A 21894-nucleotide genomic window follows, 5' to 3' on the forward strand; every position below is an offset into this window, starting at 1 on the left:
GCGGCGAAACTGTCCGCCCCTCGACCCCAAAACCAAATCCCAATAGTTTGACCTCGTTTCAGGCGGCATCGCCCGTCGACAATGGAGATGTGTCATGGCCACCCAGCACTCACGATCCGCCGCCAGATTGATGATGGCACCCGCAGTGATCCTGCTTCTAGGTTGGATGCTGGTTCCGTTGATCATGACCTTGTTCTTTTCATTCAAGAAATATCTGCCGCTCCGCGGCGACTCGATGGCCAATGGATTGGACTGGGTGGGCTTTGACAACTATGTGCGGTTCGTCAGCTCCAGCTCGTTCTGGCCCAGTATTCAAGCCACGTTGATCATAGTTGGTGGCGTCTTGGTCATTACAATCATACTCGGCATTCTACTGGCGATCCTGTTGGATCAGCCGATGTGGGGCCAAGGGATCGTCCGCATCCTTGTTATCGCACCGTTCTTCGTCATGCCCACCGTGTCCGCGCTGGTCTGGAAGAACATGTTTATGGACCCAGTGAACGGCCTGCTCGCTCATCTATGGAGAGCCTTTGGTGCAGAACCAGTGCAGTGGCTCAGCCAAGCCTCGCTTCCGTCGCTGATCCTGATTGTATCCTGGCAGTGGCTGCCATTTGCGACGCTGATCCTGCTGACGGCTATCCAGTCGCTTGACAGCGAACAGCTTGAGGCGGCCGAGATGGATGGCGCGCCAGTGCTGAAACGGTTCTGGTTCATCATCCTGCCGCATTTGTCGCGAGCGATCACCATCGTGATCTTGATCCAGACAATTTTCCTTTTGGCGATCTTCGCCGAGATATTCGTCACCACCGGCGGCGCTTTCGGCACCAAGACACTCTCTTACCTGATCTTCCAGCGCGTGTTGGAAAGCCAGAACGTCGGGCTTGGATCCGCGGGTGGTGTCTACGCAATCATTCTGGCCAATATCGTTGCCATCTTCCTGATGCGCATCGTTGGCAAAAACCTAGACGCATAGGAGGGCACGAACATGGCACGCGCAGCGACATCACAACGCAAAGCTCTGAACACAGCCCTTGCATGGGCGGTCGGGCTTCTGATCTTCTTCCCGATCCTCTGGACGATCTTAACGAGCTTCAAGACCGAGGCACAGGCGATCGCCAGCCCACCGATTTTCCTGGGCTTTGATTGGACGCTGGAAAACTACGCGGTTGTTCAGGAACGGTCGAACTATATGCGGTTCTTGTGGAATTCGATCATCATCGCGGGCGGATCGACCATCCTTGGCACGATCATCGCAATTCCAGCCGCATGGTCGATGGCCTTTGTGCCATCGAAGCGAACCAAAGACATTCTGTTGTGGATGCTGTCCACAAAGATGTTGCCGGCGGTTGGTGTCCTTTATCCGATCTATCTTTTGTTCATCCGCATGGGGCTTTTGGACAGCCGCGCTGGTCTGGTCATTGTCCTGATGCTGATCAACCTGCCGATCATTGTCTGGATGCTCTACACATATTTCCGCGAAATTCCGGGTGAAATCCTTGAAGCGGCGCGAATGGATGGGGCAACCCTGAAGGAAGAAATCCTATATGTTCTGACGCCAATGGCCATTCCCGGCATCGCGTCGACCCTTCTTCTGAACTTCATTTTGGCCTGGAACGAAGCGTTCTGGACGCTCAACCTAACCGCCGCGCAAGCTGCCCCTCTGACCGCGTTTATCGCCAGCTATTCCAGCCCCGAGGGCTTGTTCTTCGCAAAACTAAGTGCGGCATCAACCATGGCTATCGCACCAATCCTCATCCTTGGCTGGTTCAGCCAGAAACAACTTGTCCGCGGCTTGACCTTCGGCGCAGTGAAATAAGGAAAGATCATGGGACGTATTGTACTCGATCAAGTGTCCAAAAGCTTCGGCGAGGTGGAGGTCATTCCACCGCTGGATCTGACCATCGAAGATGGTGAATTCACAGTCTTTGTCGGCCCGTCTGGCTGCGGCAAATCAACATTGTTGCGATTGATTGCTGGGTTGGAAGACGTAAGTGGCGGTTCAATCCGCATCGACGGGAACGAAGCCGCGATGGTGCCGCCTGCGAAACGGGGGCTGGCGATGGTGTTCCAGTCCTATGCGCTTTATCCGCATATGTCGGTGCGCAAGAACATCGCTTTTCCAATGAGAATGGCAAAGATGAGCCAGGAAGAGCAGGACAAACGTATCGAGGCTGCGGCCAAGGCGTTGAACCTGACAGACTATCTTGATCGCCGTCCCGGTCAGCTTTCTGGCGGACAACGGCAACGGGTTGCCATCGGCCGCGCGATTGTGCGCGAGCCATCAGCCTTTCTGTTTGATGAGCCACTGTCGAACCTTGACGCGGCACTGCGCGTTGGGATGCGCATGGAAATCTCGGAGCTGCACAAGAAGCTTGATACGACAATGGTTTATGTCACGCATGATCAGGTCGAAGCGATGACGATGGCCGATAAGATTGTGGTGCTACAAGCGGGCGTGATCGAACAAGTTGGCACTCCGCTTGAATTGTACCGCGCCCCGCGCAATGTCTTTGTCGCGGGCTTCATCGGCAGCCCAAAAATGAACCTGCTGGAAGGGGCCGAGGCCGCAAAGCATGATGCGCACACGATAGGCATCCGACCCGAGCATATTGAAGTTTCGACCACCGAAGGCCTCTGGCAAGGCACGGTGGGAGTTGCTGAACATTTGGGGTCAGATACGTTCATTCATATTCACGGCGTGCCGGGTTGTGAGCCGATGACTGTGCGCACGGGTGGTGAGTTTTCAGTGAAGCACGGGGATACTGTTTACCTGACCCCAAATCTTGCCCATCTGCACCGCTTTGACAGCGAAGGGCTGCGTCTGGAATGAAGCGGCTTGACGGGAAAGCAGCGTTGATTACGGGGGCGGCGCGCGGCATCGGGCTTGAGCTCGCAAGGGCTTATGTCGCCGAAGGTGCCCGTGTCGCCATTGCCGACATCGACGCGGACCGCGCGCAAGCCGCCGCGCAAATCCTCGGCAAATCCGCCATTTCCATAGACTTGGATGTGACACGACAGAGCAGCATTGATACCGCTGTGGCCTTGACCGCTGAACGACTGGGCGGGATTGATGTCCTGATCAACAACGCGGCCATATTCTCCGCCGCGCCCATAGCAGAGATCACGCGAGAGGATTTCGACGCCGTCTTCGCGATTAACGTGTCGGGCGTGCTGTTCACCATGCAGGCCGTCGCCAAACATATGATCACACGCGGTCAAGGCGGCAAGATCATCAATATGGCCAGTCAAGCAGGCCGCCGCGGAGAAGCCCTGGTGGCGACCTACTGCGCCTCGAAGGCGGCGGTCATTAGCCTAACCCAGTCCGCAGGTCTGAATCTTATCCAGCACGGGATCAACGTGAACGCCATCGCTCCCGGTGTGGTCGACGGCGAGCACTGGGATGGCGTTGATGCGTTCTTCGCAAAATACGAAGGCAAGCCGCGTGGCCAGAAGAAGAAAGAGGTTGGCGACGCCGTACCGTTTGGGCGCATGGGTCGGGCCTCTGATCTGATCGGCATGGCCGTGTTTCTGGCCACCAATGAGGCTGACTATATCGTTGCACAGACCATCGGTGTGGATGGTGGGAACTGGATGAGCTGATGAACGATCACGCCCGTCATAAGTCGCAGCATGATGCCATCGTACCTCTTCGGTTAGACAGCTTGCCGGACCTCCCCGCACCCGTGTCTCGCCCAACCTATGATCGTGCACAGCTGACGCCGGGCATCGTCCACATTGGTTTGGGCAATTTTCATCGCGCGCATCAGGCGTGGTATCTGCATCGTCTCATGCAGGCAGGCGAGGCGATGGATTGGGCGATCATCGGTGCAGGTGTGCGGCCCTATGACGAAACGCAGCGCCAAAAGCTTGCCGCGCAAGACTATCTGACGACATTGGTTGAACTTGATCCCGACAGCACCTCGGCCGAAGTAATCGGCCCTATGATCGACTATGTGCCGGTGCAGAAGGGGCATGACCCCTTGATCCAGCGCATGTCGCAAGCCGACATTCGGATCGTGGCACTGACCGTTACAGAAGGCGGCTATTACATTGATCCCGTGAGCAAAGGTTTTGACGCCGCTCATCCAGACATCCAGCACGACGTGGCAGATCCCGACCATCCGACAACGGCCTTTGGCGCGATGGTTGCCGCGTTGAAGCAGCGTCGCAAGCAGGGGACTGGCCCGTTCACCTGTCTGAGTTGTGACAACCTGCAAGGCAATGGGGCGATCCTACGCCAAACGGTAGTGTCCTTGGCACGGTTGCAGGATGCGGAACTGGCAGATTGGATTGACGACACTTGTTCGTTCCCGAACTCGATGGTTGATTGCATAGTACCCGCAACAGGGCCGCAAGAGATTGAATTGGTTCAGTCTCTTGGTATTGACGACGCCGCACCTGTCACCCACGAAGGGTTTCGTCAATGGGTGATTGAGGATGATTTCTGTGCCGGTCGACCGGACTGGGACAAAGTTGGTGCGACGTTCACCGATCACGTCCATGACTATGAAGCGATGAAAATTCGCATACTAAACGGTGGGCATCAAATCGTCGCCAATCTCGGCGAAGTCCTATCGGTTGCGACGATAGCAGATTGTATGGCGGATGAGAAAATCCGAGCTTTGTTCAAGCGAATTGCAATGCATGAAATCGCACCACATCTGAAACCAGTCTCGCAGATGACGCCAGGGGCGTATGTGGATTTGATCGAGCGGAGATTCTCGAACCCGCGCATCGTGGATACGACCCGCCGCGTGGCGTTTGATGGATCATCTCGGCATCCGGGTTTTGTGATTCCGACCATTCGCGAGGGGCTAGCTGCGGGTGCCCCCATTGACGGGCTCGCCCTGGCCGAGGCCATTTGGGCCCGCATGTGCGAAGGCACACGGGAAGACGGAAGCCAGATAGAACCAAACGATCCGTATTGGAGTGATCTGCAAGACGTCGCTCGCATGGCAAAGTCTGATCCTGTGATCTGGATTGAGCAGCGCCAGTATTTCGGCGATCTGGCTGATCATGCCCGATTTTCGGTGGCATTCTCAAAGTGGTTGCATATGATTTGGGCAGATGGGGTCGTTGCCGCCATCGACGGATATCTAGAAAGCTGATCATATGGCCTTTTTGGGCATAGACTTGGGCACCTCGGGGCTGCGTGCCTTGCTTGTTGATGCGACAGGGGCACCGATTGGGTCGGTCGAACATCGGTATGCAACGGCCCAACCCAAACCGGGATGGTCTGAGCAAGATCCAGATGATTGGATCGTTGCGTTAAAGGATGCCGTAGGCAATCTGCGCAAGATCTATCCAGAATTTTCCAAGGTCAAAGGGATCGGGGTGTCGGGTCATATGCACGGTGCCGTTCTGCTTGATGCGGACGCCACTCCGATCCGTCCCTGCATTATGTGGAACGATACACGTAGCCATAACGAAGCTGCGCGCCTTGATGCGATGCCAGCCGTACGAGCGATTTCGGGCAATATCTCCTTTCCTGGCTTTACCGCACCGAAACTCGAGTGGATGCGCAATCACGAACCCACGAACTATAGCCGCATTGCGAAGGTCCTGCTGCCCGCAGGATATCTCAATTCGTATCTGACGGGCGAATACGTATCTGATGTATCGGACAGTGCCGGTACCGGTTGGCTGGATGTCGGCCAGCGAGACTGGTCCGAGACGTTGCTCGCTGCGGGCCAAATGGTCCCTAATCAGATGCCCCGATTGGTGGAGGGGTGCGAGGTTGCCGGACATCTCCGTAACGAGTTGGCGTCGGAATGGGGGCTCACCGGACCCGTGGTCGTCGCGGGCGGAGCAGCGGACAATGCCGCTGCCGCGTGTGGCATCGGCGCGGTGTCTGAAGGGCAGGGGTTTGTATCACTGGGGACTTCTGGTGTTCTTTTGCTGGCAAGAGATCGCTGCAATCCAATGCCAGAAACCGCTGTGCATACATTCTGTCACGCGGTGCCTGATCGCTGGTATCAAATGGGGGTGATGCTGTCGGCAACAGATGCCTTGAATTGGCTGTCGCGGATCTGCGGACAGACCCCAGCGGCACTTTCAAATGCGCTGGGCGACGAGTTGCGACCACCCGGAACAGTGCGATTTCTTCCCTACCTTTCGGGTGAACGCACCCCGCATAACGACCCACATATCCGTGGCGCATTCACTGGGCTTGGGACAGATACAACACTTGCCGAGCTTACGCGCGCGGTGTTGGAAGGGGTCGCCTTTGGTTTGCGCGACTGTGCTGAGACGATGAAAACTGCGGGCTCCGGACTTGAGGAGTTGCACATCGTGGGAGGCGGCGCGGCGTCCCGCTACTGGACGCAGCTTATCGCCACTCTTCTGGATTTACGTCTTTCAATGCCAGAGGGCGGCGACTATGGCGCGGCCCTTGGTGCAGCGCGGCTCGCTATTGTTGCAGCTAATGACGCTTGCCCGAAGGATGTGATGCATCCGCCTATACAAAAAGAGATCATCGTGCCACGCTTTGACCTGACCACGGTTTTTGACGATGCATACGAGGGTTTTCGACAAGCTTATCCGGCCATAAAGTCGATCCAATGAGGTTGGCATGCCAAGACACAACAAACACAAAAGGTAGATGCGAATGATCCTGTGCTGTGGTGAAGCGTTGATTGACATGATTCCAGAGGCGACAAATTTGGGACAAGAGGGGTTTGTTCCTCATTGCGGCGGTGCGGTTTTCAATACGGCCATTGCGCTGGGTCGATTGGGTGTGCGCACGGGCATGTTGACCGGGCTTTCGAATGATATGTTTGGGCGTCAACTTACAGATGCGCTGGCCGCAAGTCATGTTGACACGCGCCTTGTGATAAACAGTGACCGCCCAACCACGCTTGCGTTCGTCAAACTGGTTGGCGGGCATGCGAGCTATACGTTCTATGATGAAAATTCGGCCGGACGGATGCTTGCGGACAGTGATATGCCGCCATTGGGCGACGATGTATCTGCGCTGTATTTTGGTGGGATCAGCCTGGCCTGCGAACCGGGGGCCGAGGCCTATCTGGCGCTGGCAAAACGCCACGCCCGGGAACGCGCCGTCATCGTTGACCCGAACATCCGCGCGGGTTTCATTGCCGATGAGGCCCGATACCGCGCCCGACTGGAGGCCCTGATCGCGCACACGGACGTCCTGAAGGTATCCGACGAGGATTTGAATTGGATTCTGGGGACACCACTTTCACTGGCGCAGAAAGCCGAAGCACTTTTGCAAAAAGGGCCCGCACTGGTCATTGTAACGCGAGGCGGCGAGGGTGCGACGGGCTATCTTCGTGGCGGTGTCGCGGTCGACGTACCCGCCCAACGCGTCCAGATTGCCGATACTGTTGGTGCGGGTGACACGTTTAACGCGGGCGTCATGGCAAAGTTGTCTGAAAAAGGGTTGTTGTCCAAAGAAAAGCTGGCGGCCCTTGGTCCTGACGAGTTACGCGAAGCGCTCTCCTTCGGTGCCAAAGTTGCAGCAGTGACGGTGTCGCGCGCCGGTGCCAATCCGCCGTGGGCCGACGAGTTGTGAGTGGGGTGGTGATAGCCTCAATCGACGCGCTGATTGGCGAGATCAGAGACCGCGCTGATAGCCGTGCCCGGGTTTTGGTTGCTGTTGCAGGCGCGCCGGGATCTGGGAAATCGACACTGGCCGAGACATTGGTTAAAAAACTAGGTCACTCGGCTGCGGTGTTGCCCATGGACGGGTATCACTTGGATAATCCAGTGCTAGAGCGACGAGGTTTGTTGGAGCGCAAGGGCGCGCCAGAAACCTTTGATGCTGACGCTTTTGTCGCGCTCGTGCGTTCGCTACGTACAGAACCGGTATTGACCTATCCAACCTTTGATCGTGGCGCAGACCGTACCGTGCCTAACGCCGGGCGAATCGATGAAAGCTCGAACATCGTCGTGATTGAGGGGAACTACCTACTCCTTGACTCGCCGCCTTGGACCGACCTTGGCTCACTTTTTGATCTGACAGTTTATCTGGATGTCCCGCGTAAAGACCTCGAGGCGCGGCTAATACAACGCTGGATCAACCATGGTCTGTCGGAATCCAACGCCCGCACCCGCGCGCTGGGGAACGACATGCGGAACGTCGACTTGGTAACGGGCACATCGCGGACGGCTGATTTCATCGTCCAGATGCGAGATTAATTGGCCCGCATGGCGGCTAGCAGGCTGCCTAACTGAGACAAGAAACTCTTAGAGCAACAACCCTCTTGCGTCCATTTCCAGCAGAGGAGCGGGTCGTGCGCATGTGGTGGTCGTTTCAACCCAAGCTCTCTGTTCTCCTGATGCGAGTATCGAGGTCATGACATCTACAGCATGGACAGCCAGGTCTAGGCCGCATCGGTGCGCGCGTCCTTCAGCGATGGCTTGTACCAAGTCGGCAAGGCCCGCAGTACGGTAGTTGGCCTGTTGCACCTCGCCGTGGCCCTCGTTTGGGATGCCTAACGGGTGGTTCGATGCCGGGAGCTTTGCAAAGTCTTCGTTCTGTTTTGACACCATTACATCACCGCCGAAAAAGTTGGGGTCGGGCAACTGCATCGTACCTTCGGTGCCATAAAGCTCCATATTGGGGTGGTCATGCGTCCAGACATCCCAACTTGCGCCAAGCGTCACGATCGCACCGTTTTCAAACTCCAGCAGGGCATGAATGTTGGTGGGGGTGTTGACGGGAATGTCCTCTCCGTTACGTGGGCCGTTGGAAATTCGACGGGTCGGGAAGCTGGTGGCAGTCATGGCCGAGACGGCTTTCACCGGGCCGATCAACTGGATCAGATTGGTGACGTAGTAAGGCCCGATATCCAGCACAGGGCCAGCGCCGGGTTGAAAGAAGAAATCCGGGTTGGGATGCCAATGCTCCATGCCCCGCGACATGATATGGCAAGTGCCGCCAATTACACGACCTATCTGGCCCGCATCAATCGCCGCACGGGCTTGCTGATGGGCGCCACCCAGAAACGTATCCGGCGCGGAACCCACGCGCAGCCCCTTGGCCTCGGCTAAGGTGTGCAAGGCTTTACCTTGCTCAAGCGTCAGGACCAACGGTTTTTCGGAATAGGCGTGCTTGCCAGCCTCAAGGATGCGTTTGGTGAGGTCATAATGTGCTTCAGGGATGGTCAGGTTCACGATGATCGAGATGTCAACGGCCGCCAGCAGGTCTTCGACTGTTTCGGCGCGCACGCCAAATTCATCAGCCCGTGCTCGGGCGGCCTCGGGGTTGATGTCTGCCACCGCCAGAATTTTGAACCCCTTAAACAAAGGGGCAAGTTTCAGATACGCCGCAGAAATGTTGCCGCACCCAATGATGCCAACGCCAAGAGTATTCATGTGTCAGTCCTTAGAATGAAAGCGCAGTGGCCAGTGATCGCACCGCAAACCGCTGGTGGTCGTTGGGGTTGTCATGTTCGATGACATATCGCTGCACGCCAGCGGCTTTTAAGGCCGCATGGATGGCGGCCCAATCCATAACCCCATGACCTACATCGGCCCAGCCATCTTCATCAAGACATGCGCCCTGTTCGGCAAGGTCTTTGATATGGGCCGTGTGTATCTGCGAGCCATAGGTCTGGATCGCCTGAACAGGGTCCATGCCCGCGCGCGCCACCCAACCCAAATCAAGCTCTAACTTCAGGTCAGGCGAGGCCTTTGCGATGATATCCAAAGGTGTCGTCCCATCCCCAAGGTCGACCAATTCGAAATCGTGGTTGTGCCAGCCAAAGACCAGCCCCGCATCTTGCAGGGGCTTGCCGGCGGTCACCAGACGGTCCGCGAAGTCCTGCCAGCCTGCATGGTCTGTTGGGCGGTCCGGCGCATCCAGATAGGGCGCGAAAACAGCTTGCGCCCCCAAGGCACGCGCCAACGCGATCACCGCATCTGGGTCGGCTTCAATTTCTGCCAGGCCATAATGCAGTGTCGGCATTGCCAGCCCCGCCGACGCAAGGTCATCCGTGAGTGATGGCGCTTGCGCAAACAGCGCACCGTAGCCTTCGACCTCGGTATATCCGGTGTTGCGCAACATGGTTAGCGTGTCCGACAGAGGCCAGTTGCGCGATCCGTAAAGCTGGTAGGAAATTGCGGGCATGATTGTTCCTTTCATGCGCGTCGTTACAGACGCGTTTCCGTTTTCATGTCAAATAGCGAGGCACGAGAAGTATCGAACCCAATCCGCAGCCGGTCGCCTTGCTTGACGCCGCTTAGGCCATCCATGCGGATGCGCATCGGATGGGTGCCCATGCTGGCGTGAACCAACGTGTCTGAGCCTAGTTTTTCAACCAGCTGCACCTCAATCTCGGCTTGACTTGCCGCGCTGTCGACCGCGTCTTCGGTCAATATGTGCTCGGGCCGCATGCCAATAACAACAGAGCTGCCATCACGCGGCGCGTCTTGGAAAGCATATCCATCCAGGGGCAAGGACAGGCCATCTGCTACGAACCTTCCTGCATCTAGTGTGCCCTCGATCATGTTCATCGCTGGGCTGCCGATGAAGCCTGCAACATAGATGTTCTGTGGGCGGTTATAGATCTCGTCCGGGCTGCCCAGCTGCATGATCTTGCCGCCCTTCATGATCGCAATCCGGTCGGCCAGCGTCATCGCTTCGATTTGATCATGGGTCACGTAGATCATTGTGTTCTGAAGCTGTTGATGCAGACGCTTCAATTCTACCCGAAGGTCGGTACGAAGTTTCGCGTCGAGGTTTGATAGGGGCTCATCGAACAGAAACACATCAACATCGCGCACCAGCGCACGCCCGATGGCAACCCGTTGACGTTGCCCACCGGAAAGAGCGCCAGGCTTGCGGTTCAGCAGTGGCCCGATTTGGAGCACATCAGCGGCACGCGCCACTCGCTTCTTGATTTCGTCTTTCGGAAGGCGCGCATTCTTCAGACCGAAAGACAGGTTCCCCTCGACCGTCATTTGCGGATAGAGAGCGTATGACTGAAACACCATGCCGATGCCGCGTTCTGATGGCTCTTTCCAGGTGACGTTCTGACCCTTGATGAAAATCTGACCATCCGTGATGTCCAACAAACCGGCGATGCAGTTCAAAAGGGTGGATTTCCCACAGCCGGACGATCCAAGCAGCACAAGAAACTCACCTTCATGGATATCAAGGTTCAATTGCTGCAGAACTTTGACCTCTCCAAAATGAAGATCCAGGTCGCGGATTTCGACGGAATGAGCGTTGGTATTCATAGGGTCAACCTTTCACAGCGCCGGCCGCGATGCCGCGCACAAAGAGTTTGCCAGACACGAAGTAGATCGTGAGGGGAACGAGGGCAGTGATGATCGTCGCCGCCATGTTGACGTTGTATTCGGTCACGCCCTGCGTTGTGTTGACGATGTTGTTGAGAGCCACGGTCATCGGATAGGATTCAGGGCCGGTGTAGACGACCCCAAACAAGAAGTCGTTCCAGATGCCCGTGACCTGAAGGATCACTGCAACAGTGAAAATCGGCAACGACATGGGTAGAAGAACCCGGAAATAGATGCCCCAAAATCCTGCCCCGTCGACTCGCGCAGCCTTGAAAAGTTCCTCAGGAAGCGACGCGAAGTAGTTGCGAAACAGCAGCGTTAGAATGGGCATTCCGAAGATCGTATGTACGATTACCAGACCTGTAAGGTCTCCGTAGAGCCCCAGCTCCCTCAGCATGATAACAATCGGGTAGAGCATAACCTGGTAGGGGATGAACGCGCCGAAAATCAGGATGGCGAAGAAGAGATTGGCCCCTTTGAATCGCCAGTTTGCCAATGCATATCCGTTCACGCTTGCGATGATGATCGATAGGATCACCGACGGGATCGTGATCTGAACGGAGTTCCAGAAATAACCGCTAAGACCGTTACAATTCAAGCCGGTGCAAGCTTCGCTCCAAGCTTTTACCCACGGCTCGAACGTCACCTCCAAAGGGGGCGCAAAGATATTGCCTAACCGGATTTCAGGTAGGCCCTTCAGCGACGTCACAATCATCACGTAAAGCGGAATGGCATAGTAGATGGCCACCACGAACAACGTTCCGTAGAGGAACACGTTGTTTCGCGAAAAAGCTCGGCGAGGCTTCGGGCCGCGTGGGCTGTCGTCTCGGGGTTCGACGCCCGGCGTTGCAGCGGTGTTTGTCTGCATGTCAGCCATTGTTCTTCTTCCCCCCGAATTCAAGAATTGCCCAGGGCACAACGATAAGCGCGACTGTGACAAGCATCATGGTGGATGCCGCAAAGCCTTGGCCAAGATTGTTGTTCCTGAACATCATGTCATAGACATATTTAGCGGGCACTTCGGTCGCGATCCCCGGACCGCCACCGGTCTGCGCGACGATCAGGTCGAAGACTTTCACGATACCTGTCACGACCAACACCAAAGTTGTGATAAAGACCGGGCGCATCATCGGTATCACGACGAATATGTAAGCTTTCCACGAAGGGATGCCGTCCACTCGAGTGGCTTTCCAAACTTCCTGATCGATGCCCCGCAATCCAGCCAGCATCAGGACCATAACCAGCCCGCTACCTTGCCAAAGCCCTGCAATCAGGACGCCGAAAATCGCGATTTTTGCATTGTAGAGTGGATCGAATGTGAAGCTTTCCCAACCAAGGCCGCGCATTATGTTCTGGATGCCGAACTCGGGGTTCAGGATCCATTGCCAAACCAATCCCGTCACCACAAAGCTCATTGCATAGGGATAAAGGATGACAGTTCGGACCGTGTTCTCGAACCTAATTTTTTGGTCGATGAGGGCCGCCAGAATGAAGCCGATCACAAAGACGAGGATCAGCATGGACAGCCCGTAAATCGCAAGGTTCTCAATCGCCACAATCCAGCGCTTGGTCCCCCAAAGCCGCTCGTATTGGTCGAGCCCGACCCATTGCATCCGCGGCAGCAGGCCTGATTTTGTGAAGCTGTAGACAATGGTCCAGGCAGTTCCTCCAACGAATACGAAGAGCGCGGTGACGATCATTGGGATCGCAGACACCTTCGCATTCATGTTTCGGAAAAGCTGGTTCGGGCGCTCTGACGCCATGATTCATCCCCCTCGCCAAATCAGGCCTAGTTCACCAGCCCGCCGAAAGCGGGCCGGTGTTTTGATTTTTCGCAATCACTCGGCGTTCGCGATGATGTCCACGAACTGAGCCTGCGCGTCAGCTGCCGAAATTGAAGTGTCGGCAAAGAACTCGGTGAACAGCGTGTTGATCTGGTTCACAGTGTCCGGAGTGGCCAGCATATTGACGTCCGGTAGCAGCGCGCCCTCAGCCAGAAGCGCTAGGCCCTTCTGCATACAGTCGTTCGCCGCCGACAGGTCAATGTCGCCACGAACAGGGAGCGACCCTTTGGCCAGGTTGAAGTCCACTTGGACAGCTGGCTTCAGCAGCAGCGCCGCCAATTCAGCTTGGGCCTCTGCCAGGCCCTCGTCCTGAAGAACCGGGAAATAGAATGCATCGCCACCGGTTGACAAGCGTGGGTTGGTGCCCAGTCCGGGTAGGCAGCTGTAGTCCGTACCTGCGACCGCTTCGGCCACGGCAAACTCACCCTGCGCCCAGTCCCCCATGATCTGACCGCCCGCTTGGCCGGTGATCACAAGGTTCGTTGCATCGTTCCAGTTTTGAACTGTAGATTTGGCCGCCATGTCGCGGGCCTTGGCGGCTGCATCAAACACTGTTGCAACGGCTTCTCCGCCTGCGACGTCAGTGTTCTTGTCGCCATAGACACTCAGGAAGACCTCGCTGGGCAGCAACGAAGCCATCATCACGTTGAAAGCGCCTGATTGTTGCCAGCCCTGCTGACCCATGGCCAGTGGAATTTTCCCGGCACCTTCGAGTGCCTCTGACGCGGCGGAAAATTCGGCCCAATTGGTCGGAACATCGACACCGGCATCCGCGAAGGCTTGGTGGCTAACCCACAGCCATTGCCATGAGTGGATGTTAACCGGCGCACAGTAGACGCGGCCATCAACGGTACAGGATGCAAGAAGCGTGGGCGGGTTCACCAGATCGAGCCAGCCTTCGGCCTCGGCAATGTCAGTGATGTCGCGCAAAAGACCTGCTTCGATCAGCTCTTCGGCTTGTCGGCCATGATTGAATTGGAATGCCCCCATAGGGTCGCCACCGGTGATACGGCTAACCATGACTGCGCGGGCGTTTTCGCCGCCAGCGATGGCGGCGTCGACCCACTTGTTGCCAGTGGCATCGAAAGCTTCGGCGAATTCGGCAACGGCAGCAGCTTCGCCACCGGATGTCCACCAATGCATGACTTCCAGATCGGCGGAATGTGCTGCGCTAGCGCTAACAGCCGCTACGGCCGACAATAATGCGGTTTTGAGTTTCAAGATTCATACCTCCCGTCTAAATCGTTGTAGATCGACCTATAACGTTTTAGATTGACATTGCAACATGTTTCTTCGAATAAGGGACGGACCGCTTTGATAGCGGATTGTCGGCTTAATCCATGGGGATGAATAGGCCAGAGCGATAGCGAGAGTTCATGTCAAGTCGCGGTAGAATAACGAAAATTGGGGACAAAAAACCCACGCTGAAGACCATATCGCAGAAAAGCGGAATGGCGGTTCCAACCGTGTCGCGCGCACTGGCAGATGCGCCTGATATCAGCGAGGCGACCAAGAAGAAAATCCGCCAAATTGCGGACGAACTTGGGTACGTCCCGAATCGTGCAGGCGTACGTTTGCGCACGGGGCGGACCAATGTGATCAGCTTGGTCATGTCCGCAGAACGCGAGATGATGACCCAAACCGCGCGGCTTTTGACGTCGGTTGGGCTGGGGTTGCGTGGGACGCAATTTCACCTGAATGTTTCGCCGATTTTTCCGGACGATGATCCTATGGTCGCCGTACGCTATATCGTCGAAAATCAGACCGCTGATTGCATAATATTCAATCAAGTCCAGTCCGAAGATCCGCGTGCACAATATATGATGGAGCGCGGATTTCCGTTTGCCGCGCACGGACGTACAAAATGGGCGGATCAACACCCCTATTACGACTTTGACAACGCGGCCTATTCCGAGTTTGGGATAGCGGAAATGGTGCGCCGCGGACGCCGCAATTTTGTTCTTGTCGCACCACCATTATCGCAAAACTATGCACGCGATATGGTCGAGGGCGCACGCAAGGCGGCCATGGATCATCAGGTGCAGCTTCACGTTGCCCAGCAGGTGCACAGCGACGGCTATCATCAGGAGCTGCGAGAATGGGCCATTGCAAAAGTGCAGGAGGATCCGTCTATCGATGGATTCATATGCGCGTCGACGAATGCGACCATGGCCGTGGTCGCCGGTATGGAACACGGCGGTCGGCAGGTTGGTCGCGAGTTTGATGTTGTAGCAAAAGAGGCGCTGCCGATGCTGAAATTCATTCGCCCCGAAATCATCGTCGTGCGCGAGAATGTCGAAGCAACAGGTGCATTTCTGGCCAAGGCTGCCATCCAAGCGGTGCAGAACCCTGAAGCGCCTCCGATGCAGTTCCTCGAAGTGCCGACGGAATTCGTATCCCGGGATGAACCAATAAGTATACAGGAGAGCTAACGTGACCACTCTGATCAAAGGCCCGGCGCTGTTTCTGGCACAGTTCGCGGGTGATGAGGCGCCGTTTAATTCGTTGGAGAACATAACGAAATGGGCTGCGAGTTTGGGGTACAAGGGTGTACAAATTCCCACCTTTGATCCCCGGCTGTTCGACCTTCAAAAAGCGGCTGAAAGCCAAACATATTGCGACGAGATCCAGGGGATATGTGCTGACGCCGGGGTCGAGATCACCGAGCTGTCAACGCACCTTCAAGGCCAGCTTGTCGCTGTGAACCCAGCGTACGATGTGGCTTTTGACGCCTTCGCGCCCGAAGATTGTCGCGGCAATCCCACCAGACGTCAGGCGTGGGCTGTGGATCAGATGATGAAGGCCGCCGTGGCCAGCCAAAAACTGGGCTTGAAGCACACGGTGAGTTTCACGGGGTCGCTTGCTTTTCCGTTCCTTTATCCTTGGCCGCAACGCCCCGAAGGCCTGATTGAAGAAGCCTTTGCCGAACTCGGCCGGCGCTGGACGCCAATCCTGAACCACTATGCAGATCACGGTCAGGATATCGGTTATGAGATTCACCCCGGCGAGGATGTATTCGACGGGGCGACATTTGAGATGTTCGTCGATGCTTGCGGTGGGCACGAGGCGGCGATGATAAACTACGATCCCAGCCATTTCCTTTTGCAGCAGCTTGATTACCTTGCTTTCATCGACCTCTACCATGACCGTATCAACGCGTTTCACGTTAAGGATGCCGAGTTTAACCCCGATGGCCGGCAGGGGGTTTACTCTGGTTACCAAGGCTGGACAAACCGCGCGGGACGGTTCCGGTCTTTGGGGGACGGGCAGGTGGATTTTGCGGGCATCTTCTCAAAACTCACGCAGTATGGCTATGACAGCTGGGCGGTGTTGGAGTGGGAATGCTGCATCAAATCACCCGAACAAGGCGCTGCCGAAGGCGCACCTTTCATTGAACGCCATTTGATCGAAGTGACGGATAAGGCTTTTGACGATTTCGCGGGCGGAGAACGCGATGAAGCGATGATCAAAGGGATGCTGGGTCTATGACGCGGTTGAAGCTTGGCATGGTCGGGGGCGGGCAGGGCGCCTTTATCGGTGCTGTACACAGGATCGCCGCGCGCATCGACGGACGGTTCGATCTGGTCGCAGGTGCGTTGTCGTCTGATCCCGCGCGCGCGGCGGCAAGCGCTGCAGAACTGGGCATTGCGCCAGACCGTTCCTATACCCTTTACGACGATATGGCCCGTGCGGAAGCTGCGCGCGATGACGGCATCGATGCAGTCGCGATTGTCACGCCGAACCATATGCATGCAGATCCAGCCGTGGCCTTTTTGAATGCGGGAATCCACGTCATTTGCGACAAGCCGTTGGCGGCCAGCGCGGCTGAAGCGGCCGCGATCAAGGCGGCGGCCGCGGAAAGTCAGGCCAAATTTTTCCTGACCCATAACTACACAGGCTATCCATTAATGCGGCAGGCCCGCGCGATGATTGCGCGCGGTGATTTGGGCGTCATTCGGCTGGTACAGGCAGAGTATGCCCAGGACTGGTTGACCGAAGCGCTTGAAGATGACGGGCACAAGCAGGCAAGCTGGCGTACCGATCCGACGAAATCTGGTGCAGGCGCCATTGGAGATATTGGCACCCATGCCTTTAACCTTGCCTCTTTCGTAACCGGTCTGACAGCCGAGGCGCTGTGCGCGGAGTTGCACAGCTTCGGTCCCGGTCGGCAGGTGGATGACAATGCGCATATCCTTCTGCGCTACGAAGGCGGCGCGCGTGGGATGCTCTGGGCAAGTCAGGTTGCGGTTGGTTGTGAAAATGGGCTGCGGTTACGTGTCTATGGTGACAAAGGCGGCCTTGAGTGGGCGCAGGAAAACCCCAACCAGATGAGCGTTACGCGCTATGGCGAGCCCAAACAAATTTTGACGCGTGGCGGTGCAGGAACCGGGCCCGAATGGACTCGCATTCCACCGGGGCACCCAGAGGGGTATCTTGAGGGGTTCGCGACGCTTTACGATGATATCGCAGATGTCATTTCGACCGGACACAGCAATCCGCTGTTACCCAACTTGCAAGACGGGCTGGACGGAATGTGGTTCATTAACGCGGCTCAGCGATCAAACGCACAAAACGGCGCATGGATCAGGCGGGGCTGACTGCCCGTTCGGCACCACAAATTTTCGAAAGCTTGCCAATTGCTTTCATTTCGGTCCTAATATCGAATATATCGAAACTGGGGGCGACATGAGATCCGGAGCTAAAACCAAAGCGCGGCAGGCGGAAATTCTGCGCCTTCTGAAAAAAGATGGGCGTGCGCTTGTTGATGATCTGGCGGACATGCTTGGGACGACACCGCAGACAGTTCGAAAGGACCTAAGCGCGCTTGCCGAAGATAATCAGATTATCCGGTTTCACGGTGGCGCAACTCTGTCGGCTGGCACCGAGTATGCAGGCTTTGATGTGCGGCGCGCGATCCTGCGCGACGAGAAGGCAGCTATCGGACGCGCGGTCGCTGCCGAGATACCAAACAACAGCAGCATCATCCTTAACGGTGGCACGACAACTGCCGAGGTCGCACGACATTTGGTCCATCATGTTGGATTGAAAGTTGTTGTGGATTCGGTCTATCTGGCCAATATTTTAAGGGAATATGTCGGTGTTGAGGTTATGGTCCCGGCTGGCGTTGTGCGTGGGTCTGACGGTGCGATTTTTGGCGAACCCGCGATCGAGTTCATTCGCAACTTTCGCGCTGATATCAGTGTTGTCGGTGCCGCGGCGATCGAGGTAACGGGTGCTTTGTTGGATTATGATCTGCATGAAAGTGGGGTCAGTAGGGCGATCATTCAAAGCGCCCGAAACGTGATCCTTGCAGCCGACGGATCAAAATTCGGGCGCCTCGCACCCGTGTGCTTTGGCCATATCTCACAGGTGGGAACGTTGGTCACCGACGCGAGTTGCCCATCTGCGCTCGGTACGTTGTGTCAGGACGCAGGCGTGCGGGTCGTGGCCGCCGGTTAAGCGAATCCTTGACGAAAGGGTTCGTTTCGTGGAGCAATCGAAAAAAACGAATTGAAATTCGCGCAAAGGATTCGGGGCCAAACGACAAATGGGAGTGGAAAACCAATGCTGACACTGCTTCGGCCCTTGGCCTGGTTCAACACTCTGTTGCTGCGCCTTGGCCGCAATATCGCTTGGATGGCGCTGGCCTTGATGGTCGTGGTGATCCTGACCCAAGTGGTCTTTCGCTACGTCCTCAACAACGCGCTTGCTTGGCCGGACGAGGCTGCACGCTTCCTGATGTTGTGGATGGCCGGTCTCATGGCGCCATCGGCGATGCGCTGGAACGGGTTTGTCGCGATTGACATGTTGCCCTCGGCGCTGCCACGAAAAAGTGGGCTTTTGCTCACCCTCTTCTTATTGATCTTATCGCTGATTGTCTTGGTCGTCGCAGTTGGGCACGCCTACGGACACACGTTTGGGTTCGGTGGCCGATTTGACAGCTCTTCCTTGCGTGTTCCGCTTGAATGGGTGGGGCTAGAGACCGTCAAGGTCAAGCTTCGTTACATGTACCTGTCACTGTTCGTTTGCGTCATCTTGCTGATATTCGTGACTGTCGAACTGATCTTGCGGACCATCATATCGCTGACGGATCCCGATGCCGTCCAGCCTAGCGACGATGCGCTTCCCATTGCGATGGAGGCCGACTGATGCTTGCGCTCTTTCTTCCTCTGTTTCTGATCTTGCTGATGGTCGGCCTGCCGGTCTTCTTTGCGCTGCTTTTGTCACCCGGCCTTCTTTTGTGGCTGAACGGGCAGGAGCGCGACATCGCATTGCTTTATCGAAATGTTTACAACGGAGTAGACAGCTTTCCCCTGATGGCATTGCCGTTCTTTGTCCTTGCAGGTGAATTGATGAACCGCGGTGGCATTACGACCCGTTTGGTCGAGTTTAGCCAAGCCCTGATGGGGCATTTCCGGGGCGGTTTGGCGCATGTGAATATCCTCAGTTCGATCCTGTTTGCGGGGCTTTCCGGCTCGGCGGTGGCGGATACGTCGGCGCTTGGATCAACACTGATCCCCGCGATGGAAAAGAACGGTTACTCTCGCAAATTTGCGGCGGCTGTGACGGCGGCAAGTTCGGTCATTGGCCCGATCATTCCGCCTTCGGGCATCATGATCATCTATGCCTATGTCATGGGCGAAAGCGTTGCTGCGTTGTTCCTTGCAGGTATTGTACCGGGCATTTTGGTCGGGATCGGTTTGATGGTGGTCGTGCGCCTGATGGCCGACCGCTACGACCTTCCAAAGGCAGAACGGATCGTAACGCCGGACCAGACAATTTCACCGGTCGAAGACAAGGTCAGCTTTGTGCTTCTTCGGATCAATTTCGCGGGCATTTTGCTGGCGCTTTATTCCGGGGTGGCGGCGTTGCTACGTCTGAACGGGGTTGAGATCGGGGCCAACAATTGGCTGGTGTTCCTTGTTTTCCTGCCCATCGCGCATTTCATGCTGGTGGGGCTGCGTGGCAAGGTCTCGCCCGATTTCCGCGTCATCTGCAAAAAGGCGGTCGCGCCGCTACAGACACCAATCATCATTCTGGGCGGTATTCTGGTTGGTGTGTTCACACCAACCGAGGCCAGCGCCGTGGCCGTCGCCTATGCATTGATCGTGGCGTTCTTCATCCTGCGCTCGATGTCGTTGTCGGACCTACCGGGCATCTTGATGCGTGCGGCGCTATCCAGCTCGACGGTGTTGTTGCTGGTCGGGGCAGCGGTCGCGTTCAAAACGGTCGTCAGCCTGTCCCATGCGCCCGAGACGATGGCCGGATTTATTCTTGGCCTATCGGACAACCCACTGGTCTTGCTGTTCCTCATAAACATGCTGCTTTTCGTGGTTGGTATGTTTTTGGATGCAGGTCCGGCGATTATCATTCTGGGGCCGATTTTGGGGCCGATCTTCGTCGATCTGGGCGTCCATCCGGTCCATTTCGCAATCATCATGAGCGTGAACTTGACCGTGGGGCTTGCCACGCCCCCCATGGGGCTGGTGCTGTTTGTTGCAAGTTCGGTGTCCGGCGAAAAGGTCGAGGCAATTTCACGCGCCATCCTGCCATTCTTATTGGTCGAGGTCGTTGTGATATTCTTGATCACCTATGTCCCCGCCATTTCCATGACGATCCCGCGTCTGACCGGGTTTGTCCAATAAAGACAATAAGATGAACATACCAACGAGGAGGAACTCATGTTCAACACTACCTTAAAGGCGCTGTCTGCCGCTGCCATGTTGGCTACAAGCGCTGTGGCGGCACAGGCCGCTGACTACACACTTCGCGCCACAGCGAACTCAAATGAGAATGACGAAGACTATGATGGTCTTGTCGTCTTCAAAAACTATGTCGAAGCCGCTTCGAACGGTGCCATCGAAGTCGAATTGTTCATCGGTACGCAGTTGTGCTCAAAGGGTGCAGAGTGCCTTCAGGGTGTCGCGGATGGATCGATTGACATCTATATCTCGACATCGGGTGGTGCCTCGGGAATTTTCCCTTATGTTCAGGTACTTGACCTGCCATATCTGATGGCCAATGACCGGATCGCCGAAGAGGTTCTATCGGGCGACTTTACCCGCACGATGCGGGACATGGCATTGGCTGATTCAGGCGATGCCATTCGCCTGATGACCATCGGGAACACCGGCGGCTGGCGCAACTTTGCCAACACCAAACGCCGGGTGCAGTCGCCATCCGACATGGAAGGTCTGAAAATCCGCACGGTGGTTGCTGATCTGCCGCAAGAGCTTGTCAGAGCGCTTGGTGCATCGCCCACACCAATCCCATGGCCTGAGCTGTTCACAAGCTTCCAGACTGGCGTTGTCGAAGGCTCGAAAAACGGGATCACGGACATCATGGGCATGAAATTCCCAGATGCTGGTTTGCAATATGTGACGCTGGACGGGCACGCCTATATGGGCGCGCTGTGGTGGATGAACAACGCCAAGTTCATGTCGCTGCCTGAAGACATGCGACGTGTTGTCGTGGATGGTTTTGCAGCGTTGCAACAAGCCACCTTCGCCTCGCCGAAGCGCAAGTCGATCCAAGCCTACGAAGATTTCGTCGCAGGTGGTGGTGATCTTTATGTGCCAACCCCAGACGAGAAAGCCGCGTTCAAAGAAGCAGCCTCGCCGGTCTACGACTGGTTCAAGTCAAACATTCAGGGTGGCGAGCAAATCTTTGATGCTCTGACAAGCTCGGTCGCGGATGCGGAAGCCAAGCTTGATGCGGATATCAACAAGGACATTAACTGATCCTTGAATGAACCAGTCGCGGGGCCGGACGCAGAACCGCCCGG

Annotated in this window: 21 protein-coding genes; 15 read left to right on the plus strand and 6 right to left on the minus strand. The window is 56.2% G+C overall.

Going from position 1 to position 21894, the window contains the following annotated elements:
• Positions 1-94: 94 nt before the first annotated feature.
• The 8 genes from V6N04_RS13520 to V6N04_RS13555 are packed head-to-tail and all read left to right on the plus strand — an operon-like array spanning position 95 to position 8160.
• Complete coding sequence (locus V6N04_RS13520; RefSeq protein ID WP_371170716.1) at positions 95-973, plus strand: carbohydrate ABC transporter permease; 879 nt, start codon at positions 95-97, stop codon at positions 971-973.
• Positions 974-985: 12 nt separating this feature from the next.
• Positions 986-1816 carry a carbohydrate ABC transporter permease gene (locus V6N04_RS13525; RefSeq protein WP_371170717.1) on the plus strand — a complete coding sequence of 277 codons (831 nt, stop codon included), beginning with the start codon at positions 986-988 and terminating at the stop codon, positions 1814-1816.
• 9 nt (positions 1817-1825) lie between these two features.
• Positions 1826-2830 carry an ABC transporter ATP-binding protein gene (locus V6N04_RS13530; RefSeq protein ID WP_371170718.1) on the plus strand — a complete coding sequence of 335 codons (1005 nt, stop codon included), beginning with the start codon at positions 1826-1828 and terminating at the stop codon, positions 2828-2830.
• Positions 2827-3600, plus strand: coding sequence for an L-iditol 2-dehydrogenase (locus V6N04_RS13535; protein ID WP_371170719.1), 774 nt, complete (start codon positions 2827-2829; stop codon positions 3598-3600). The genes V6N04_RS13530 and V6N04_RS13535 overlap by 4 nt, the downstream gene beginning before the upstream one ends.
• Complete coding sequence (locus V6N04_RS13540) at positions 3600-5108, plus strand: mannitol dehydrogenase family protein (RefSeq protein WP_371170720.1); 1509 nt, start codon at positions 3600-3602, stop codon at positions 5106-5108. The genes V6N04_RS13535 and V6N04_RS13540 overlap by 1 nt, the downstream gene beginning before the upstream one ends.
• A gap of 4 nt (positions 5109-5112) precedes the next feature.
• The gene (gene xylB, locus V6N04_RS13545; protein WP_371170721.1) at positions 5113-6564 is read left to right on the plus strand and encodes a xylulokinase; all 1452 of its coding nucleotides are present in this window, start codon (positions 5113-5115) and stop codon (positions 6562-6564) included.
• A 43-nt stretch (positions 6565-6607) separates the two neighbouring features.
• Complete coding sequence (locus V6N04_RS13550) at positions 6608-7534, plus strand: carbohydrate kinase family protein (protein ID WP_371170722.1); 927 nt, start codon at positions 6608-6610, stop codon at positions 7532-7534.
• Positions 7535-7542: 8 nt separating this feature from the next.
• The gene (locus V6N04_RS13555; protein ID WP_371170723.1) at positions 7543-8160 is read left to right on the plus strand and encodes a nucleoside/nucleotide kinase family protein; all 618 of its coding nucleotides are present in this window, start codon (positions 7543-7545) and stop codon (positions 8158-8160) included.
• Positions 8161-8208: 48 nt separating this feature from the next.
• Here the strand turns inward: V6N04_RS13555 and V6N04_RS13560 are convergent, their stop codons facing one another.
• The 6 genes from V6N04_RS13560 to V6N04_RS13585 all read right to left on the minus strand — a co-directional run bounded on the left by V6N04_RS13560 (position 8209) and on the right by V6N04_RS13585 (position 14330).
• Entirely contained in the window at positions 8209-9339 is a 1131-nt protein-coding gene (locus V6N04_RS13560; RefSeq protein WP_371170724.1) for a Gfo/Idh/MocA family protein, read from the minus strand.
• Positions 9340-9349: 10 nt separating this feature from the next.
• Complete coding sequence (locus tag V6N04_RS13565) at positions 9350-10093, minus strand: sugar phosphate isomerase/epimerase family protein (protein WP_371170725.1); 744 nt, start codon at positions 10091-10093, stop codon at positions 9350-9352.
• 23 nt (positions 10094-10116) lie between these two features.
• Complete coding sequence (locus V6N04_RS13570; RefSeq protein ID WP_371170726.1) at positions 10117-11205, minus strand: ABC transporter ATP-binding protein; 1089 nt, start codon at positions 11203-11205, stop codon at positions 10117-10119.
• A gap of 4 nt (positions 11206-11209) precedes the next feature.
• Positions 11210-12142, minus strand: coding sequence for a carbohydrate ABC transporter permease (locus tag V6N04_RS13575; RefSeq protein ID WP_371170727.1), 933 nt, complete (start codon positions 12140-12142; stop codon positions 11210-11212).
• Positions 12135-13028, minus strand: coding sequence for a carbohydrate ABC transporter permease (locus V6N04_RS13580; protein WP_371170728.1), 894 nt, complete (start codon positions 13026-13028; stop codon positions 12135-12137). The genes V6N04_RS13575 and V6N04_RS13580 overlap by 8 nt, the downstream gene beginning before the upstream one ends.
• 75 nt (positions 13029-13103) lie before the next feature.
• A complete protein-coding gene (locus V6N04_RS13585) occupies positions 13104-14330 on the minus strand; it encodes an ABC transporter substrate-binding protein (RefSeq protein WP_371170729.1) in 1227 nt (408 codons plus the stop codon).
• 155 nt (positions 14331-14485) lie between these two features.
• Between V6N04_RS13585 and V6N04_RS13590 the strand changes: the two genes are divergently transcribed.
• The 7 genes from V6N04_RS13590 to V6N04_RS13620 all read left to right on the plus strand — a co-directional run bounded on the left by V6N04_RS13590 (position 14486) and on the right by V6N04_RS13620 (position 21850).
• Positions 14486-15541, plus strand: a complete 1056-nt coding sequence (locus tag V6N04_RS13590) for a LacI family transcriptional regulator (RefSeq protein ID WP_371170730.1) — start codon at positions 14486-14488, stop codon at positions 15539-15541.
• Between the two features lies 1 nt (position 15542).
• Positions 15543-16598: a sugar phosphate isomerase/epimerase family protein gene (locus V6N04_RS13595; RefSeq protein WP_371170731.1), complete on the plus strand. Its 1056-nt coding sequence runs from the start codon at positions 15543-15545 to the stop codon at positions 16596-16598.
• Positions 16595-17707 carry a Gfo/Idh/MocA family protein gene (locus V6N04_RS13600; RefSeq protein WP_371170732.1) on the plus strand — a complete coding sequence of 371 codons (1113 nt, stop codon included), beginning with the start codon at positions 16595-16597 and terminating at the stop codon, positions 17705-17707. The genes V6N04_RS13595 and V6N04_RS13600 overlap by 4 nt, the downstream gene beginning before the upstream one ends.
• 88 nt (positions 17708-17795) lie before the next feature.
• On the plus strand, positions 17796-18569 hold the full coding sequence (locus tag V6N04_RS13605; protein WP_371170733.1) for a DeoR/GlpR family DNA-binding transcription regulator: 774 nt from the start codon (positions 17796-17798) through the stop codon (positions 18567-18569).
• Positions 18570-18674: 105 nt separating this feature from the next.
• On the plus strand, positions 18675-19259 hold the full coding sequence (locus V6N04_RS13610) for a TRAP transporter small permease (RefSeq protein ID WP_371170734.1): 585 nt from the start codon (positions 18675-18677) through the stop codon (positions 19257-19259).
• Positions 19259-20755 (plus strand): TRAP transporter large permease, encoded by a 1497-nt coding sequence (locus V6N04_RS13615; protein WP_371170735.1) that lies wholly within the window; start codon positions 19259-19261, stop codon positions 20753-20755. Before V6N04_RS13610 ends, V6N04_RS13615 begins: the two co-directional genes overlap by 1 nt.
• A 36-nt stretch (positions 20756-20791) precedes the next feature.
• Positions 20792-21850 carry a TRAP transporter substrate-binding protein gene (locus tag V6N04_RS13620; protein ID WP_371170736.1) on the plus strand — a complete coding sequence of 353 codons (1059 nt, stop codon included), beginning with the start codon at positions 20792-20794 and terminating at the stop codon, positions 21848-21850.
• Positions 21851-21894: the final 44 nt, after the last annotated feature.

Origin of the sequence: Aliiroseovarius conchicola (assembly GCF_041403445.1) — a bacterium.
Lineage (GTDB): Bacteria > Pseudomonadota > Alphaproteobacteria > Rhodobacterales > Rhodobacteraceae > Aliiroseovarius > Aliiroseovarius conchicola.

Excerpts from the sequence above, each read along its gene's own strand:
- V6N04_RS13520 (WP_371170716.1), top strand. The coding sequence starts at position 95 with ATGGCCACCCAGCACTCACGATCCGCCGCCAGATTGATGATGGCACCC.
- V6N04_RS13525 (WP_371170717.1), top strand. The coding sequence starts at position 986 with ATGGCACGCGCAGCGACATCACAACGCAAAGCTCTGAACACAGCCCTT.
- V6N04_RS13530 (WP_371170718.1), top strand. The coding sequence starts at position 1,826 with ATGGGACGTATTGTACTCGATCAAGTGTCCAAAAGCTTCGGCGAGGTG.
- V6N04_RS13535 (WP_371170719.1), top strand. The coding sequence starts at position 2,827 with ATGAAGCGGCTTGACGGGAAAGCAGCGTTGATTACGGGGGCGGCGCGC.
- V6N04_RS13540 (WP_371170720.1), top strand. The coding sequence starts at position 3,600 with ATGAACGATCACGCCCGTCATAAGTCGCAGCATGATGCCATCGTACCT.
- xylB (WP_371170721.1), top strand. The coding sequence starts at position 5,113 with ATGGCCTTTTTGGGCATAGACTTGGGCACCTCGGGGCTGCGTGCCTTG.
- V6N04_RS13550 (WP_371170722.1), top strand. The coding sequence starts at position 6,608 with ATGATCCTGTGCTGTGGTGAAGCGTTGATTGACATGATTCCAGAGGCG.
- V6N04_RS13560 (WP_371170724.1), bottom strand. The coding sequence starts at position 9,339 with ATGAATACTCTTGGCGTTGGCATCATTGGGTGCGGCAACATTTCTGCG.
- V6N04_RS13565 (WP_371170725.1), bottom strand. The coding sequence starts at position 10,093 with ATGCCCGCAATTTCCTACCAGCTTTACGGATCGCGCAACTGGCCTCTG.
- V6N04_RS13570 (WP_371170726.1), bottom strand. The coding sequence starts at position 11,205 with ATGAATACCAACGCTCATTCCGTCGAAATCCGCGACCTGGATCTTCAT.
- V6N04_RS13575 (WP_371170727.1), bottom strand. The coding sequence starts at position 12,142 with ATGGCTGACATGCAGACAAACACCGCTGCAACGCCGGGCGTCGAACCC.
- V6N04_RS13580 (WP_371170728.1), bottom strand. The coding sequence starts at position 13,028 with ATGGCGTCAGAGCGCCCGAACCAGCTTTTCCGAAACATGAATGCGAAG.
- V6N04_RS13590 (WP_371170730.1), top strand. The coding sequence starts at position 14,486 with ATGTCAAGTCGCGGTAGAATAACGAAAATTGGGGACAAAAAACCCACG.
- V6N04_RS13600 (WP_371170732.1), top strand. The coding sequence starts at position 16,595 with ATGACGCGGTTGAAGCTTGGCATGGTCGGGGGCGGGCAGGGCGCCTTT.
- V6N04_RS13605 (WP_371170733.1), top strand. The coding sequence starts at position 17,796 with ATGAGATCCGGAGCTAAAACCAAAGCGCGGCAGGCGGAAATTCTGCGC.
- V6N04_RS13610 (WP_371170734.1), top strand. The coding sequence starts at position 18,675 with ATGCTGACACTGCTTCGGCCCTTGGCCTGGTTCAACACTCTGTTGCTG.
- V6N04_RS13615 (WP_371170735.1), top strand. The coding sequence starts at position 19,259 with ATGCTTGCGCTCTTTCTTCCTCTGTTTCTGATCTTGCTGATGGTCGGC.
- V6N04_RS13620 (WP_371170736.1), top strand. The coding sequence starts at position 20,792 with ATGTTCAACACTACCTTAAAGGCGCTGTCTGCCGCTGCCATGTTGGCT.